Raw genomic sequence first — 18,020 nt, 5'->3', positions numbered from 1 at the left:
TTTGTTCACCTGTTTTGCTGTTTAGTTTACTTTTCTCTTTTTTGTAAATGACACTGCGATCACTGAGGCTGCAATCAGAACCAGATACATTGTAACAGCTTGTTGATCGCCGGTCTGAGCCCCTTTATTTGCTGTATTTTGAGGTTTCTTGCCGTTTCCATTTTGACTACCGCTTCCGGCATTTCCACTGTTTCCGGTATTACCATCATTGTTGTTATTACCGCCATTGCCATTATTACTCTTTTCTACAAGTGCCTTTTTCGCATCCTGAAGTGCTTTTACTGCTGCATCTACTTCTGCCTGTGTTGCATTTTCATCTGCATATACACGTTGTGCCTCTTTCAATGCCGTAGCATAGTTGTTCCAGCTTTCTTCTGTATAACTGCTCTGTGATTTTGCAGGAAGTTTTTCTATTTCTTCCAAAAGCGCATTCTTATCAACTGTCACGCCAGTCTGTTCTTGTTTAATCTCATCACAGTTACGGACTCTTAAGCATGTGACCGGAATGTCTGACTCTCCTTCCGGATGTGCATATACAAGTCCTACTGCCGAAACGGTTGCTCCTTTTTTCACGAAAGATGCCAGTTCATTCTTTCCGGTTGTTCCGGAAGTAATATAACCGTCAATAAAGACATTTCCTTTTTCTCCGCTTCCATCCTCAATCCAGAACTGTGATACTCCGGTTCCATCTGCACTGTAAACTACATCTGTTACCTTTCCACTGATCTGAACAAGCTTTCCTCCGTTCTCTTCATAATTCATCGCATCTTTTGCAGATAGTTTTTCCGGATCATACACATGGGTATCATCTGGAATGATCTCGCTTTTAATGATCTGGATTTCTTTATCTCCCTGATATGCGTCTACATATCCGGTAATTCTGATTTTTGTTCCGATTTCCAGACCCGTCTGTGCATATGGGAATACGGTAATTCCGGCAGTGTCGTCCTGCACGTAAATAGCATCAAAGAATTTGTTATTTTCATTGCTCGTACCTGCTGTCACATAGCCTTCGATTGCAAATACATCACCCATTTTTCCCTCTTTACGCACTGTCTCAATCGGTGTCGTCTCAAGCTCTACTGTCACTTCATCCAAAATATTCTCTACAATTGTCTTGTTGAGGTATGGCAGATCCCAAATATTATCCTGCTCCGCCTTCACTTCAAAGTCAGAGATAAATACAGTTCCTGCCACAAATACATTTGCACCGCTATCAAGCGTCTCATGTGCAAGCGCCACCATATCTCCTTTTTCTACTACAACCGGACTACCTGATACTGGATTTCCGTTTTCATCTTTGCAGTCAATAGAATATGTTGTGTCATATCCTGTAATCAGTGCCTCTGCTTTTCCGGCTGCAACTGCATCTTTGTCAAGGTTTACCGTACATCCGCTGTATGCACTGTATTCCTGATCTTCTACTGCACCTTCTAAATATTTTGAATCTTTGTTGTAGTTTTTCAGATATAAGCGGTATGGCTGACCGCCGTTATTTGTCTCGTCATATGCTTCATCACTGTTCAGGGTTGTTGTTGCCCCGACTGCTTTTAAGAGCTTGTTCATCTCTGTTGCTGTCTGGCCGCTTGTTGTATCCTGATAATCTGCAATTCCGCATGCGATTAATGTGCCGCCTTTATCTGTGTAGTCTTTTACCATGTTAATAAATTCATCACTGAAATGCGAAGGTTTGTAATCTCCGGCATTTGCTGTTCCTGTTTTCTTTGCCGGTGCTGAGACAACAAGCAATGCACAGTCTTCTAACATTTCTGGTGTGATCTCATCTTTCACAACCTCAACTTTTACATTCTTGTCTCCCGCAATCTTTGTAAAGTTTCCGACATTTCCACCATAATATCCTGTCACATAGTCATTGTAATGTGTACCGTCAATGATTACTTTTGTCACCATCTCCGGCGTTACATATGTAAGCTTCAAAACGCTGCTATAAACTTTCTCTACTCCGTTGAGTGTTGCATTCACTGTGACATTTAGTTCCATGTTTCCTACTTTGTCATAAGTATAATCAAATGTGTAAGATGCTGTTCCCATCGAATCTACTTTTGTCAGGTTATTTTTCTCCAAATCAACTTCATGTACATTTTCTCCATCTACGGAAAATGTAATTGAGTTGATTGTCATATCTGTATTTTCATTGTTGTATAAATCCAATGTAACAGGCAATGCCTCTCCTTTTACCGGAAGTACTTCGGTTGTAGAGATTCCGTTGATTCCTGCTGCTTCCACTTCTCCTACCCATACCGGAGCCGTCACTGCTATATCACCGTCAGTCTCTGTGATTTTCAAATAGTAATATGAATAGTTATTATCTATCTGGAATTCTACTGTATCTGTATTGGCTGCAACAGTCTCTTCTTTCAGTACAAGTCCGCCATTTGTAATGACTTGAACTTTTCCGATAGAATCATCAGTCTTATCACTTAATTCTGCTTTTAAAGTAACGGTGTCTCCTACCTGTCCTTCTGACAAAATAGAGCCCATCTCATAACCATCTAATGTGTAATAAATGTTTAAGTCATTATCTTCAGTTGCATACACACGATAGTTGCGCATTGCATCATAGATATTTTCCTGTGTGAGGCTGTCAGCTAATACAACACTTCGTGCTGTGTTGGCATCTCCCCAAAGTCCTTTGTGGTTGTCCTGATTGTTTGTCGGAGCTACATGCCATCCTTTATCAAGTGCTCTCTGATAGTACTCGTAAGATGGGAAATATCCGGAACTTCCGATTGCTCCTTCTCCATTTCCAACTTCAATTGTTGTGATCAGCTTGTCAATTTCTTCATCGTAGTGAGCAAAATCACTGAAATCACCAAATGTCGTTCCTGGGTGATTGAATTGTGAAATTGACTGTGGCGCTGTCTTTAACGCTGCATAGTAGTTCTGCAAGGCTGTGCTGTATGTTGAGAATTCTGTCTGTGTCCTGCTCTGGAACCCTTCCGTATTGAAAGTGTTCATATGTCCAAGACCGTTTGACCATGTCATCTCATATCCAAACAAACCTACAAAATCGTCAGTTGTATACTTTTGAGCAAGCTCATGTCCTTCTGTCCATTCCTCACTCATAGAACCGTCTGTAATAGATGCACTGTCTGCGTTGTCAAACGAGTTCGAGTGATCTGTCAGTGCAAGGAAATCAAGATTTTCCACCCCTGAAGCATGTTCATATGCCTGCTGTGCAGTTCCCGCACCATCGGAATAGCTTGTGTGGGAATGAAGCTGTCCAAAATAAAGATTATATTTTTCACTTGTTCTCTCTGTGTAAGAAAGTGTAACAATGTTGCTGTCTTCATATCCTTCTTTGACTGCTTTTACTTTGAACGTCATTGGAAGTTCTGACAACACAATTTTTTCTGTGTACTCTGTCCAATTCTGTCCATCGTCAGTAGAATATAAAATAGTTGCACCTTCTGTTGCACATTTCAAAGTGACTTCTGTGTTTTTCATAACTGCGCCGCCATTTGGTGTTGCCTCTACGTTTTTCACCTTGCCGCTTGTATATTTGTAAATTGTCTTAATACTGTCTGACACACCATCTTTTGATGCATATGCCCGCATATTTGCAGGAAGCTTTTCTAAGACAGGTTTGTTGGCATCATCGTATACTTTGTACTCTCCGCCATCTATTGAATAATAAATAGCCGCACCTTCTGTCGCACTTGTCAGTGTGATCTCGGTTCCCGTTGCCGCTTCTCCGGATGCCGGATCTGCTTTTACATAACCGCAGATATCATCCGCAATGACCGGACTTCCGGTAAGCACTACCGAATCTATACGAAGTGTTCCTCTTTTATCTGGTGTTCCTTCTTTTCCATCTGCACGCTCTGTTCCTGCTACAAGACGAACATATAATTTCTCCGCATGTTCTGCTCCTTCCGGAACATCAAATTTAAAGTTAATGTATTCCCCCGGAGCATAGCTTGTCTTTGCAATCCCGTCTTTGACATCTCCCGATTTACTTACTTCATACGGTTTTCCATCTGAGCCATAGCTTGTATATTTGTAAGAATAAGAACCGGTTGTAAAATCCTCAAATTTTGTTCCATCTACAGAGTACTGAAGCTGATAAGAGCCTGCCCCTGTCTTGCTTGAGCGAAGACGGAATGAAAGTTCCATCGCTCCGTATCCTTTTGAAGATAATGCAAATTGCAGGTAATCATTGTTCCCTGATCCTAATCCGGTACCGCCCATATAGTAAGAAGTAGAATCCGTGTTAGAGCTCGTTGCTTTTGTGTATGGGAGTACTTCTTTGCCGGACACAACTGCTATATAATTTGCATCGGTATCCAACATGTCATTTGTCTTATACAAATCCCCTGCAATGCTTGTCTGCACACCAGCTTCTTCGTAGTTGGCATTTCCTGCCCACTGTGCCACATTCAGAACAGTATCTGTCTCTACCTGAACACCTTCTTTTGCCGGATAGAAATACATCAAGTACGCGTCTGCTGAGGAACCTTCTTTCTTTCCGAATGTTGTAAACGTACTATAGTATTCTATGTATTGATTTTTCTTTCCACCATACTCTGCATTGACACTTCTTAAAAAGAATCCGCCATTTTCGTCTGCTTTTTCTACTTCCCACAGACTATAATCACTTTCTTTTTCTTCTAACGTAAGGCTTCCACCACTTTTTCCAGTTGTGAGGTATTTGCCTTGTGCAGTAAGTGTGTAATATCCTGTCTTTTCATCTAATGATGCTTTCAAAACTGCTGAGCCTTCCGGTGCATCTAAAACATCTTCTTCCGATGGTTGTCCATCCAATGCTGCCAGCCTTGTTCCACTTGCGGAAGCTGACATTACTTTTTTGTTTGCCGGATTGTACATTACAAACACATCGCCGTCTTTTAACTCTGTGAGTCTTTGTCCTTCTGATGGATCCGGTTCTGGCTCCGGAGCCGGCTCTTCTTCCACTGTATACGAAAATACTTTCTGTTCACTGTTATTGAATCCTTCTTTTTGTGAATATGCAGTGATTGTTGTATTTTCTGTAATCGTGATTGCTGCATCATATTTTGTAAATTCCTGTGCATCATTTACTTTGTAGTAAATTTCTGCCCCCTCGGTCTGGCAGGATAATGTGACCTCTGTTCCGGCTGCCACCTTGCCAGGTTCTACGGATGCCTCAACCTCGGCACAAGTCTCGGTCGTTTCTCCGCCATCTTCTGTCGTTGTTCCTTTAATCACAATATGGTTAATATTGCTTGCTCCGGTCGGTGCAACTGTACCGCCGTTCACACTTGTTGTCCCAACTTTTTTTACACGAAGTGCAAAATTCTGTCCGGAAAGCTCTGCCGGAAGTTTCACATCTTTGTATAATTGTGTCAAATTGGTACTTGTAATTTCTACCGCTCCGCCGTCAACGACTGTCCAACTCTGTCCTTTATCCAAAGAATATTCCAATTGGAAATTTTTTGCTCCTGTATTTGAGGAACGAAGCGAAGCCGAAAATGTTAAATTTTCATACTTTTCTGCATTGATTTCGGAAATGGTCCAATAACCTTCTTCTTCCCAGTTATTCGCCGCCAGGCTTTTTGACGAATATCCGGTATAAGTTGCTCCTGTGACATTAAGCTGTCCACTTCCTGATGTCGCACCTGCCGGAAGGCTGGAAGGCGCGGAATCCTTGTCCTTGTATTCCCATGCTGCGATTGTCTGAACTGTCTCTGCCGCTTTTGAAGGAAGACTGATGTTGCTACATACCATCATAACTGCAAGAAGCACTGCAAACATTCGTGACACGATACTGATTTTTCTACCTTGTTTCATAAAAATCCTCCTCGTCTCAATTAAATTGTTACATTGTACTATTTTGCTACAGTTGTTATTTCTTTTCTACCATACTTTTGCAAAGTTCCAGTTAAATCTATCCTCTATTCTCTTTTTTTCTAGCAGAAAGCTCTATAGCTGCCACACCTGCGCCGCCAGCAATAACTAACACTACCCATGGCATTGTACTTGCTGTATCGCCTGTTTTTGGACTCCTTTTTGGCGGTGTAATTGGTTTCGGAGCCGGTGTTGTGTCCGGTTTTTCTTCTGGTTTGGAATCTGTTGTCTTCAGAAGTTCTTCTGCGATTGCTTTCACGTTCTGAAGTTCTGTCTTTTCTTCTGTTGCCAAATCACCTGAAGATAAAATATAGTTTACCTGATCTAAAATATTTTGAATCTCTGTTCGATCTGCCTCTGTCAAAGAAGCCTTGTCATAACTTCCAAGTGCATCTTTCCACTGCTGAATCTTGTTCTGTAATGTCAATGTATGAACAGTTGTATCTAACTCAATGTTCAATCCTTTTGTATCACGGTGTTCTCTCAATGCCGCAATCGTACTTAAATTATCTACCGGAGCTTCATCCATCGGTACAAGCGGTGTCATTCCTTTAAATACAGAACCGTCCAGTGTTGCACAGTATTCATTTACACATACGTTGTATGTCTTTGTTGTGTCGTTGACATCAATCATCTGACCGTCATCTGTCATGATGGATAATACTTTGATTCCACCGTCTACAACTTTATATGTTGCTGTGATACCTGCAAACTGATCTCCCAAATTCGAAGCCTGATATGCCACAGTAGAATCAATTTCCGGATTTAATCCAATCAAAGCACGCTCCAGCTGCTGTCCCATCTGTTGTCCGGTAATCGCAAATGTCAAAATGCGGTTTCCAAATGGTGAGATTGTGTAAATATCTGCCACCGTAATATCACGGCTTGACGCTCCTTCTGCCATCTCAAGGTTTGCACGGATTCCACCTCTGTTTGCAAATGCTGCCACTGTGTTCTGATCTTTTGTCGCTGCAAGCATCATATCTGCAAGCCAGTTACCTGCGATAGAAGATGTCCCGTTCGTCTCATCGATAAAGTCTTTTGTAATGCTTTGGTCAACTGTTCCGAGTACTTCGTACATCTCACCTTTTACTGCATCCCATGCCGCCTGACTGATCTTTGTAACTTCCGGATCTAATTGTGTATTATTTCCATTGTTGTAATATAAGTAAGAATGATCTCCGCCTTTTGGAGAAATGTCCTTGAATTCCGGTGTTGTCACTTCTACGTCTTTTGTCTCAGGATTCACTTTAATCTCTGCTGTAGAATATCCATATGCATAGCAATTTCCCTGCATATAGTCGATACCGTTATCAGCAGTTCCATTTACATTTTTATGTGTATGTCCCCCTGCCACAAGATCAACGACTTCCGGATCCATCTCTTCTGCAATCGATTTTGGATCAGAATGTGCAAGAATAACCACAATATCGGCTTTCTTATCTACTTCTTCCGCAAGTTCCTTTAATTTTTCCCGATTGTCATCGATTGTATATGGTGCAATCTGAGAAGCCTTGATATCTGCTGAGTAGTCATCTGCCCAGCCGACGATTCCGACCTTGTAATCTCCTTTGTCTACGATCGTATAATCCTGTGTGAATTCTACACGTTCACCACTGTCTTTATAGTACAGGTTACTCATAAGAACAGGAATATCCGAATCCCCCTTGTAAGAACCAATCTCATATGGAGCCATGGTTCCTTTTGCATCTGTCGCATATGTTTTTACATCCCAGTCAAACTCATGGTTTCCAAGTCCTACCGCATCATAGTCCATCTGATCATATGCTGCACGCATTGCTGCACCATAAGTCAGATTAGAATGTGGCGTACCTTGATAGATATCACCGGTATCCAAAAGCAGTACGTCCTCATACGCATCGTTATTGCGTGCATCGTTTACAATTTTTGAAAAATATGCAAGACGATATTCAAACGTATCCTCTTTGTAACTGGAGACATCTGTAATGTATCCATGTACATCTGTCGTCTCAAATACTTTTATTGTGTCCCATCCAGTGTAATCTGGCTCCTGTGTTCCTGCATCTTCTGCAAATACTGCCGGTACATAAGATGCTGTCATTGTCAGAACCATCGCCATAGCACCTAATCTTTTTGATAACTTATTCATTTTCTTTTCCCCTTCCTTTACGGAAACTCTTTAGATGTTTGTTACAATTCCTGTAATCAGTTCTTTAAACTGTTTCGCTACACGGTCTGCCGTCTCCTGTACTTCTTTGTGATCTAATTTTTCTGTCGACATTCCCGCTGCAAGATTTGTAATACATGAAATTCCACATACCTCCATTCCCATATGATGTGCAGCCATCGCTTCACATGCCGTACTCATACCAACAGCATCTCCGCCGAGTGTTCTTGCAAGACGAACCTCTGCTGGTGTCTCATATGCTGGTCCTGTAAACTGCATATATACACCTTCCTGCATTTTGATTCCCATTTTTTCTGCTGTATCTTTGATGATTTTACGCATACGCTGGCTGTATACCTCGCTCATATCTGGAAATCTTACGCCGAGTTCATCTATATTTTCACCGATCAGAGGGCTTGGTATTGCAATTGTAATATGGTCATTGATGATCATAAAATCTCCCGGTTTAAAATCAAAGTTTGCACCACCTGCTGCATTGGTCAGGATTAATTTTTTTGCTCCGAGCATTCCCATCAGTCTTGTTGGAAGCACTACATCTGACATCGGATATCCCTCATAAAAATGTACTCTTCCCTGCATGATCACAACTGGTACTTCATTCACATAACCAAATACAAATCTTCCTTTATGACCTGCTACTGTTGAAGTTGGAAATCCTTCGATTTCCGTATAGTTGATCGTCTGCTCAATCTGAATCTCATCTGCGTAATCTCCAAGACCTGACCCCAAGATCAATGCAACCTCCGGCTGAAAATCAATTCTTTTTCGAATACTCTCCACGCATATCATCAATTTTTCATATACTTTATTCATCTTTTTACCTCTTTTCCCTTTATTCCAAAGTTACGATTTTGGAAATGATTTCTTTTAAACGTTCATACTGTGATTGATCGACCAAAATTTTATTTCCTTCTTTAGTTATCAATCCTTGTTCTGATAGCTTTTTTACTGATCGATTGATCGTTTTTAAGCAAAGCCCTGTTGAGTTAGATAATCCCTGCTGACCACCTCGGACCTGCAGAAGACCATTTTTTGCGTAACGCTCAAATCGTTCCACGAGAAGCATCGAAAGTCTGTCCGCCCCTTGAAGAAATAATAAAGTCCGCCCTTTTCTTCCCTCCTCCAGAAGATAGTTTGCAACTTGCTTTGCCTCCTGTTTTAATGCATGAATATCCGCACTCATCCATTTTTCAAAATTTGCTCTCGACATTTTTACAACGGTACATCTTGTCACTGTTCTAAGCGTTGTCCTATAAGTCTTCATATCCATGATGTACTCCATCCCACCCATTGCATACACATTATCGAACCGCATAAACTCATACGCTACTCCATGCACTCTATAGTCAATGGCTTCGATAATTCCTTTTCCGATGAAATAAATATTTTCTACAGGTGCATTTTCGCGTACGAATATCACACCCTTATCCATCTCTTCTATATGAAATGAATCCATCACCCAAAGTGGCGCCGTCCTGAAATATTCTTTAAACTGTTCCTGACGTTTTTTATCAATGTCTTTTAAAAATGGAAGTGCATCATATAAAGTCTTATATCCCACACACTATTCACCTCTCTTTTATCGTCTTTGGCTGAATAGTCCTGTCTTTTCCATTTGTTTTTGAACAATCTCAGCTAAAAACTGAATGACCGGTCCTGCCGCCAATGCTGTCAGAATCGTAATGATTCCAAGCTTTCCTCCAAGCACAAATCCAAGCACAATACAACAGATGTCAAAACATACTTTTACTACACGGAACTGTTTGTTCACCTTGTCTCTGATTGTCATTACAAATCCGGTAAACGGATCTAGTCCGACATCCGCCGTAATGTACATTGCAACCCCCATATAAAGCAGGAAACAACCGATTGCTGCACCTGCAATCTGTACCGGAAGTGTCTGAACCTTAAACAACATGTGATATAATCTTCCACCCAGATCTACAACGAACCCATATGGAATAATATAAATAAATGTTCCAATATTTACATAGTGTCTTTCCCAAAAGAATATAATCACTACAAGAACAATATTTACAATGTTAGATGCCATTCCAAGCTGTTCTGAAGAAAGATTTAAAGCGCTTCTGATTCCGTCATAGACAATTCCAACCGGATCATTTCCAAGTGCTGCGGCAGCATTGAATGCTACACCTGTCCCGACTAGAATAATTCCCAAAATTGCTAGAATAATTCTTATCCTTTTTTCTCTTTTCACGTTTTTTCTCTCTTTACACTAGTTTATTTAAAATAGATTTTCCGATTGTTCCATCCGGCATCGCAACGCCAAAGTTTTCTGCTACAGATGCCCCAATCACCGCAAATGTATCTTCATTTTCAATTGGACCTCCATGCCCCATCTTCTTTGCATAGGCAACAAACGGCACATATTCTCTTGTATGATCTGTTCCGGTATACGTCGGGTCATTTCCGTGATCTGCCGTCAAAATCAGTAGATCGTCTTCCCTTAACTGTTCCAAAAGAACACCCAGATTTTTATCGAATTTTTCAATCTCTTTTCCGTATCCTTCCACATCTCTTCGATGTCCCCAAAGAGCATCGAAGTCAACAAGATTAACAAAGCAAAGTCCGTGGAAATCCTTTTTACTGATCTCGATGGTCTGCTCCATTCCATGAACCGAACTGTCTGAATGATGTGTCTCTGTAATTCCTTCGCCGCAGAAAATATCATTGATCTTTCCTACGCCAATTACATCAAGACCTTTGTCTTTTAATGCATTCAACGCTGTTCTTCCCGTTGGTTTTAAAGCGTAATCATGGCGATTGCTTGTACGCTTAAATTCTCCTTTTTTCTTTCCAACATATGGTCTTGCAATGACACGTCCCACTCTCCACTCATCTTTCAGCGTGATCTCTCTTGCAATTTCACAGCAGCGGTACAGATTTTGCAGATCAAATGTCTCCTCATTTCCACAAATCTGAAGAACCGAATCGGCAGATGTATACACGATCATTGCCCCTGTGTTGATCTCTTCTTCACCAAGCTCCTCAATAATCTCTGTTCCGCTTGCACTTTTATTTCCGATGACTTTTTTGCCACACTGTTTTTCTAATTCTGCAATCAGTTCCGGCGGAAATCCGGTATCTGTAAATGTCTTAAACGGTCTTTCTGTCTTGATTCCCATCATCTCCCAATGTCCGGTCATCGTATCTTTTCCATTGCTTGCCTCACCAAGTCTCATATAACGTCCTTTTGGTTCTTCGACTTTTTCCATCTTCCCTGCCGAATGCAAATTTAACATTCCTAATTTTTGCAGATTTGGAATCTCCAATGTGCCCATTTTTTCCAAAATATGTCCAAATGTATCTACGCCTTCATCTCCGAATTTTTTTGAATCCGGCATTGCTCCGATTCCAAGTGAATCAAGAACAATCACAAATATTCTTTTATACTCGTTCATTTATTCTCACCTCATTTTATTTGTTAGATTACGTCTAGTTTTTTATAAAGTCTGTGTTTTAGTTCTTCAGATGCAAATGCTGTCTCCGCCGCATTTCGCATCATCAAAAGGATCTCCTCATCACTTACTCCATACATACTTTGAATAAATTCAAGCTCTTTTGTCATGGACGTACTGCTCACCGTCCGATTATCTGTATTAACACTGACAAGCAGACCGGCATTTAAAAATTCTTTGATTGGATATTCTTCCGGTCTCTTGACTGCTTTTGTCTGAAGGTTGCTGATCGGACATATCTCAACTCCAATATGGCGCTCTTTTACCAATTTTTGTATCTCTTCATGACCTCGCATCGCAATACCATGTCCGATTCTTTTTGCCCCGGCTTCTATCGCATCTACAATATTCTGGGCATTTCCACATTCTCCGGCATGAATAGTAAAAGGCATACCAAGCTTCTTTGTCTGTTCAAAGAGTTCCATAAACTCTGTCATTGGATATTGTGCTTCTGCTCCTGCTAAATCGGCTGCACACACACCCCTTCCAAGAAACTGGCATGCCGTTTTTATCATCTGATAATTCTGCTTCGCACTATGATGTCTCATAGCACATGTTATTACATTATATTCTACCCCAAAGTCTTTTTTCCCTTTTTCGAGCCCATTTAAAAGTGATTCTATCACCTGCTCTGTGTTCATCTGTTCCGACACATGAAAAAGTGGTGCAAAGCGAATCTCAGCATAACACACATTTTCCTGGCTCATTGTTCGAAGTACATCATATCCCGCTCCAAAAAGTCCCTCTTCATCTGTAAGACACTGCCCCGGAAGATCAAATTTTTTCAAATATTCCACAAGGCTTGTACACTCATCGGAAACACTGAGCTCTTCGCAAGACACAGCTCTTTGAAGCCGTGTCTCTACGAACTCTTTACTTAAGGAACCATCCAGATGACAATGCAGTTCGATTTTTGGTAACTGTCTCAATTCGTTTACTGTCATATTTTTCTCCTCTACCTCAGATTTTTAGGTCCGAATCCAAGTGGAAGTATCTCTTTTAACGTAAATACTTCATATTGCTCTTTCCCTGTTGCAAGGATAATCTGAAATGTCTCCGGATCACAAAACTCCATCATTACCTGCCGGCACACACCACATGGCGATGCATAATCGGTAAGAATCCCGTCTTTTCCTCCTACCACACAAATAGCTTCAAATTCTCTTACGCCTTCACTGACCGCCTTAAAGAATGCTGTTCTTTCTGCACAGTTTGTCGGTGTGTAAGAGGCATTTTCAATATTACAGCCTGTGTAATATTGTCCATCTTTTGTGCGAAGCGCCGCTCCAACCTTAAAGCCTGAATACGGTACATATGAAAAATCCAATTGTTTTATGGCAAGTTCAATCATTTCTTCTGCAATTTTTTTATCCATTCACAGTTCCTCCGTTTTTTTAATACCCGGACGCCTCTTCATTTTTCACAAGTTTGATCATTCTGCTTGTTCCAAGGCGATCTGCTCCCAATGCAAGGAATTTTTCCGCATCATCCAGAGAAGAAATTCCTCCTGCTGCTTTCATCTTCACATCTGGTCCGATATGCTTTGCAAACAATTCAATATCTGCAAAGGTTGCTCCTGCAGTTGAAAATCCGGTAGAAGTCTTAATATAATCTGCGCCTGCATTTGTCACAAGTTCGCACATTTTAATCTTTTCTTCTTCTGTCAAAAGACATGTCTCAATAATCACTTTCAAGATTTTTTCACCACATGCTGCTTTTAACGTACGGATTTCTTCTTCTACAAGATCATATTTTTTATCTTTTAACCAACCGATATTAATGACCATATCAATCTCAGATGCTCCGTTTGCAATCGCATCTTTTGTTTCAAATTCTTTGGTCTTTGTTGTCATATATCCATTTGGAAAACCGATTACTGTACAAACCGGAATCTTTCCCTGCATATATTCATTTGCCTGCTTCACATAGCTTGGAGGTATACATACAGAGGCTGTCTCATATTTTACTGCATCATCACAAATCTGCTTGATCTCTTCCCATGTAGCAGTCTGTGTCAAAAGTGTATGATCTACATGTTTTAACATTTCATTTACGTTCATTTTTTATCTCCTATTTTTCTTTTTTCTGGTCTTCCTGAATCAGAGAGCGGATTGCCTCAACTGCGACCTGAATTGCCATATCGGTATCGTGTACGACCGGATTTTCCAGTCCCAGTTTTTCTCTTTCCTGATTTGCAACTACAAGAAAGCAGGAGCCGGCTCTCACACGAAGATAACTTGCCACAATAAACAATGCGGCTGATTCCATCTCAGATGCCAGACAGCCAAGTCTTTTCCATGCTTCCCACTTATTCATCAATTCATAGCTGACCGGTTTTGTCTCCGGCTCATGCTGTCCGTAAAAAGCATCTTTACACTGAACAACACCTGTGTGGAAAGGATACCCTTTCTTTTCAGCTGCATGCACAAGTGCATTTGTCACAGACAGATCTGCAACTGACGGAAATTCCATCGGCGCATATTCTCTTGATGTTCCTTCCATGCGAATCGCACCTGTTGCAACTACGACATCTCCGCTTTTTACTTCTGTCTGCATACCTCCGCAAGTTCCAATACGGATAAATGTATCTGCTCCACAGCGATATAATTCTTCCATCGCGATAGCTGCAGACGGACCGCCGATTCCGGTAGATGTCACACTTACCTTCACTCCATCCAAAGTTCCTGTGTAAGTGATATATTCCCTGTTATCTGCAACTAAAATCGGATTGTCAAAATACTGTGCAATCTTTACACACCGTTTTGGATCTCCCGGCATGATCACATAGCGTCCGACTTCACCTTCTGCTACCTGAATATGGTATTGTCTGCTTGCATCTTCCGAATAATTCTTCATCGTCATCTTCCTCCCTTTTTCACTTTTCCGTCTCTATTTTTCTAACGTTGACCTTTATCGTAAGGAATTCCTTCTGCTTTTGGCGCTCTTGATTTCTTCGATACAAATATAAGAACAATCAGAGAAATAATGTATGGAAGCATGTTGTATACGGTGCTTGGAAGTTTTAACGCAACAAGTGCATCAAATCCTGTGTAAACATTAGAAAGTGCACGGAACAGCCCGAACAATAATGCTGCAAGTCCGATATTGACCGGTTTCCACTGACCAAAAATCATAACGGCAAGAGCAAGGAAACCAAATCCCGCAACACCATTTTCAAATTTCCACTCACTTACACCGGCTGTGATATACACAAGTCCTCCAAGTCCTCCGAGTGCTCCCGAAATCAAAACACCCGCATAACGCATCTTATATACATTGATACCAACTGAGTCAGCTGCCTGTGGGTGTTCACCACACGCGCAAAGTCTAAGTCCGAATTTTGTCTTGTAAAGGACGATATATGCCGCAATCAAAACAAGTAGTGCAATAAGCATGAACCAGTTAAACTCAAAACTTCCAATATTCATAACAAATGCTTTTTTAGAATGTCCATATGCCACTGTTGAAGATACATTGTCTACACTTTCTGCTGTATTGATTGCTCTTACTAATACAACTGCTGCTGCAGGTCCTAATAAGTTTAACGCTGTACCTACCAGTGTCTGGTCTGCGTTAAATTTGATTGCTGCCACTCCAAGTAACATTGAAAAAATCATACCGATCAGAACACTTGCCAGCACAACAAGCAAAATTACAAGCGGTGCAGCCATTCCTGCCGGAATATATTTCATCATAAGCGCTCCTCCTAAAGCACCCATAACCATGATTCCTTCTAATCCGATATTGATAACGCCACTATGTTCTGAGAAACATCCTCCAAGTGCTACGAGAACCAGAACAGAAGCAAATATTAACGTATACTGAACTAATAACAACATTATGCTTCTCCCCCTTTCTGCTCTTTTGCAAGACGTTTTTCTTCTCTTTTATTGAGAAATCTATTCAGCCACATTTTGAAGAAAAGTACGAATCCGCACAGATAAATGATAAATGCTGAAATCAAATCAGAAATCTGTGTACAATACATTGTTTTGTCTACATAAGTACCACCACTTGTGATGTGCTGGATAAAGTATGATGAAAAAATCGCTCCAATCGGGCTTGATCCACCAAGAAATGCCGCTGCAATTCCATTGAATCCCATTGCCGGAACTGTTGTCTGCTGAACCATCCACTGCTCAATTCCAGTCAGATAAAAGATTCCAGCACCAAGTCCTGCAAGTCCGCCTGCAATTACCATTGTTAAAATAATATTTCTTTTTTCACGCATACCGCAGTATTTTGCTGCATTTTTATTTAATCCGGTTGCTTTTAATTCATATCCGAATTTTGTTTTTTCTAAAATTACCCATACAACAATTGCCATTACAACGGAAAGTACAAGACCGATTGTAACAAATTCATTATTGGCAAACAGTTTATCTAAACCTGCATTCGGAAGCAACGCGTTTTTATTTGTGCTGGATAATGGCTTTGTATATGGTGTCGATGCATCTTTTACTTTTGTCAGCAACATGTTGACACTGTAAAGTCCAATCCAGTTCAGCATAATACACGAAATAACCTCATTTACGTTAAAATATGCTTTCAATAACCCTGAAATTCCTCCGACAATTGCTGCTGATACAACTGCTGCGATCAAACATACATACCAAGGCATTTTAAGTTGAAGTCCAAAGTAAAGACATGCCCCTGCGCCGATTACATATTGTCCGGCTGCTCCGATATTGAACAATCCTACTTTATATGCAAACAATACCGAAAGAGAACACATCAAAAGTGCAGATGCTTTTACAAGTGTCGTTCCGAAATATTTCTTCACCGCAACTTCACTCGGGTAATAGAAGAAGTTCTTTAAAATTGCTGTGATTGCTTCTCCCGCACCGCTTGGATTAATGATTAAAAGCACGATATAACCAATCAAAAGTCCAATAATAATACAGAGCAGAGACGCAATGATTGTCTGAAACCCATTGTTTCTTAAGATACTTTCTTTCTTTTTTATCTGATTATTCATTTGTTCCTGCCCCCTTTCTCTTAGAACCTGCCATGTAAAGTCCAAGTTCTTCTACCGTCACTTCCTTAGGATCAAATTCTCCCACAATCTCACCTTCATACATTACGAGAATTCTATCAGAGACATTCATAACCTCATCAAGTTCCAGACTGACAAGAAGAACACCTTTTCCGGCATCTCTTTGTGCCACTAATTGTTTGTGGATATATTCAATCGCTCCTACATCCAGACCACGTGTTGGCTGCACTGCAATCAAAAGTTCAGGATTCTTATCTATCTCACGCGCGATAATCGCTTTCTGCTGATTACCTCCTGACATAGAACGAGCTTTTGTGATTGCTCCCTGTCCGGATCTTACGTCATACTGTTCAATCAGCCGATTTGCATACTTACGAATCTCTTTTCGTTTTAAAAATCCAAATTTGTTTGTAAACTGTGGCTCAAAATATCTTTGAAGCACAATATTATCTTCCAATGAGTAATCAAGTACAAGACCATGTTTATGTCTGTCTTCAGGAATATGACTCATGCCGGATGTCAGTCTCTTTCGGATTGACATCTCTGTGATATCTTCCCCATTCATTGTGATCTTACCGCTCTTTAATGGCTCTAATCCGGACAATCCATATACAAATTCTGTCTGTCCATTTCCATCGATTCCTGCAATACACACAATCTCTCCTCTGTGCACCTGAAGAGATACATTGTTTACCGCATTGTTTTTATGGTGTTTTGAAGCAACCGTCATGCCTTCTATATCAAGGACAACCTCACCTGGTTTTGCCGGCTTTTTCTCCACTACAAAATTAACATCACGACCTACCATCATTGCTGAAAGCTTTTCCGGTGTTGTATCTTTGATGTCTACCGTTCCGATATATTTTCCTTTTCTGAGTACACTGCATCGGTCTGCCACCTGCATGATCTCGCCAAGCTTATGTGTGATAAAAAGAATACTTTTTCCTTCTGCCGCAAGGTTCTTCATGATTTCCATAAGCTCCTGAATCTCCTGTGGAGTCAGTACCGCTGTCGGTTCATCAAAAATTAAAATCTCGTTGTCTCGATACAGCATCTTTAAAATCTCCGTTCTCTGCTGCATACCTACTGTGATATCTTCGATCAAAGCGTCTGGGTCTACTGAAAGACCATATTTTTCAGAAAGATCCATGACTTTCTTTCTCGCTGCATCTTTTTTGAGTAAACCTCCCTTTGTCGTCTCCACTCCAAGAATAATGTTATCCAAGACACTGAAACATTCCACCAATTTGAAATGCTGGTGAACCATTCCGATTCCAAGTGCATTCGCATCATTCGGGTCATTGATAGACACTTTTTTTCCGTCTTTTCGTATCTCACCCTCCTCCGGCTGATACAAACCAAAAAGTACACTCATCAGTGTTGATTTTCCCGCGCCATTTTCTCCTAAAAGCGCGTGGATCTCACCTTTTTTAAGCTGTAAAGTGATATTGTCATTTGCAATGATTCCCGGAAAACGTTTTGTAATATTCAGCATCTCAATTGCATAATTTCCCATCCTTTACATACC

13 protein-coding genes are annotated in these 18,020 nt (G+C 40.7%); all 13 read right to left on the bottom strand.

Annotated elements, in window-relative coordinates; genetic code table 11:
• Positions 1–21: 21 nt before the first annotated feature.
• The 13 genes from AC6I5B_RS00110 to AC6I5B_RS00050 all read right to left on the bottom strand — a co-directional run bounded on the left by AC6I5B_RS00110 (position 22) and on the right by AC6I5B_RS00050 (position 18,008).
• A complete protein-coding gene (locus AC6I5B_RS00110; RefSeq protein WP_497773523.1) occupies positions 22–5,790 on the bottom strand; it encodes a CehA/McbA family metallohydrolase in 5,769 nt (1,922 codons plus the stop codon).
• Positions 5,791–5,887: 97 nt separating this feature from the next.
• The gene (locus AC6I5B_RS00105) at positions 5,888–7,978 is read right to left on the bottom strand and encodes a bifunctional metallophosphatase/5'-nucleotidase (protein WP_117787986.1); all 2,091 of its coding nucleotides are present in this window, start codon (positions 7,976–7,978) and stop codon (positions 5,888–5,890) included.
• Between the two features lie 30 nt (positions 7,979–8,008).
• Positions 8,009–8,830, bottom strand: coding sequence for a purine-nucleoside phosphorylase (locus AC6I5B_RS00100; protein ID WP_004613305.1), 822 nt, complete (start codon positions 8,828–8,830; stop codon positions 8,009–8,011).
• A 19-nt stretch (positions 8,831–8,849) separates the two neighbouring features.
• A complete protein-coding gene (locus AC6I5B_RS00095; RefSeq protein ID WP_022251131.1) occupies positions 8,850–9,578 on the bottom strand; it encodes a Crp/Fnr family transcriptional regulator in 729 nt (242 codons plus the stop codon).
• Between the two features lie 18 nt (positions 9,579–9,596).
• Positions 9,597–10,235, bottom strand: coding sequence for a YczE/YyaS/YitT family protein (locus tag AC6I5B_RS00090; protein WP_004613303.1), 639 nt, complete (start codon positions 10,233–10,235; stop codon positions 9,597–9,599).
• A 13-nt stretch (positions 10,236–10,248) separates the two neighbouring features.
• Entirely contained in the window at positions 10,249–11,439 is a 1,191-nt protein-coding gene (locus AC6I5B_RS00085; RefSeq protein WP_004613302.1) for a phosphopentomutase, read from the bottom strand.
• Between the two features lie 23 nt (positions 11,440–11,462).
• Positions 11,463–12,440: an adenosine deaminase gene (gene add / locus AC6I5B_RS00080; RefSeq protein ID WP_004613301.1), complete on the bottom strand. Its 978-nt coding sequence runs from the start codon at positions 12,438–12,440 to the stop codon at positions 11,463–11,465.
• Between the two features lie 11 nt (positions 12,441–12,451).
• Positions 12,452–12,871 (bottom strand): cytidine deaminase, encoded by a 420-nt coding sequence (locus tag AC6I5B_RS00075; protein WP_004613300.1) that lies wholly within the window; start codon positions 12,869–12,871, stop codon positions 12,452–12,454.
• 19 nt (positions 12,872–12,890) lie between these two features.
• Positions 12,891–13,556, bottom strand: coding sequence for a deoxyribose-phosphate aldolase (gene deoC, locus AC6I5B_RS00070; RefSeq protein WP_004613299.1), 666 nt, complete (start codon positions 13,554–13,556; stop codon positions 12,891–12,893).
• Positions 13,557–13,566: 10 nt separating this feature from the next.
• Positions 13,567–14,352: a uridine phosphorylase gene (udp, locus tag AC6I5B_RS00065; protein WP_044987382.1), complete on the bottom strand. Its 786-nt coding sequence runs from the start codon at positions 14,350–14,352 to the stop codon at positions 13,567–13,569.
• Between the two features lie 41 nt (positions 14,353–14,393).
• Positions 14,394–15,335 carry an ABC transporter permease gene (locus AC6I5B_RS00060; protein WP_004613297.1) on the bottom strand — a complete coding sequence of 314 codons (942 nt, stop codon included), beginning with the start codon at positions 15,333–15,335 and terminating at the stop codon, positions 14,394–14,396.
• On the bottom strand, positions 15,335–16,474 hold the full coding sequence (locus tag AC6I5B_RS00055; RefSeq protein ID WP_071143459.1) for an ABC transporter permease: 1,140 nt from the start codon (positions 16,472–16,474) through the stop codon (positions 15,335–15,337). Before AC6I5B_RS00055 ends, AC6I5B_RS00060 begins: the two co-directional genes overlap by 1 nt.
• Positions 16,467–18,008: an ABC transporter ATP-binding protein gene (locus AC6I5B_RS00050; RefSeq protein WP_022251133.1), complete on the bottom strand. Its 1,542-nt coding sequence runs from the start codon at positions 18,006–18,008 to the stop codon at positions 16,467–16,469. The genes AC6I5B_RS00055 and AC6I5B_RS00050 overlap by 8 nt, the downstream gene beginning before the upstream one ends.
• Between the last annotated feature and the right edge of the window lie 12 nt (positions 18,009–18,020).

This window comes from Faecalimonas nexilis, assembly GCF_059731825.1.
The sequence above is the reverse complement of the archived record's forward strand: the minus strand, read 5'-3'. Positions and strand labels throughout refer to the sequence as shown.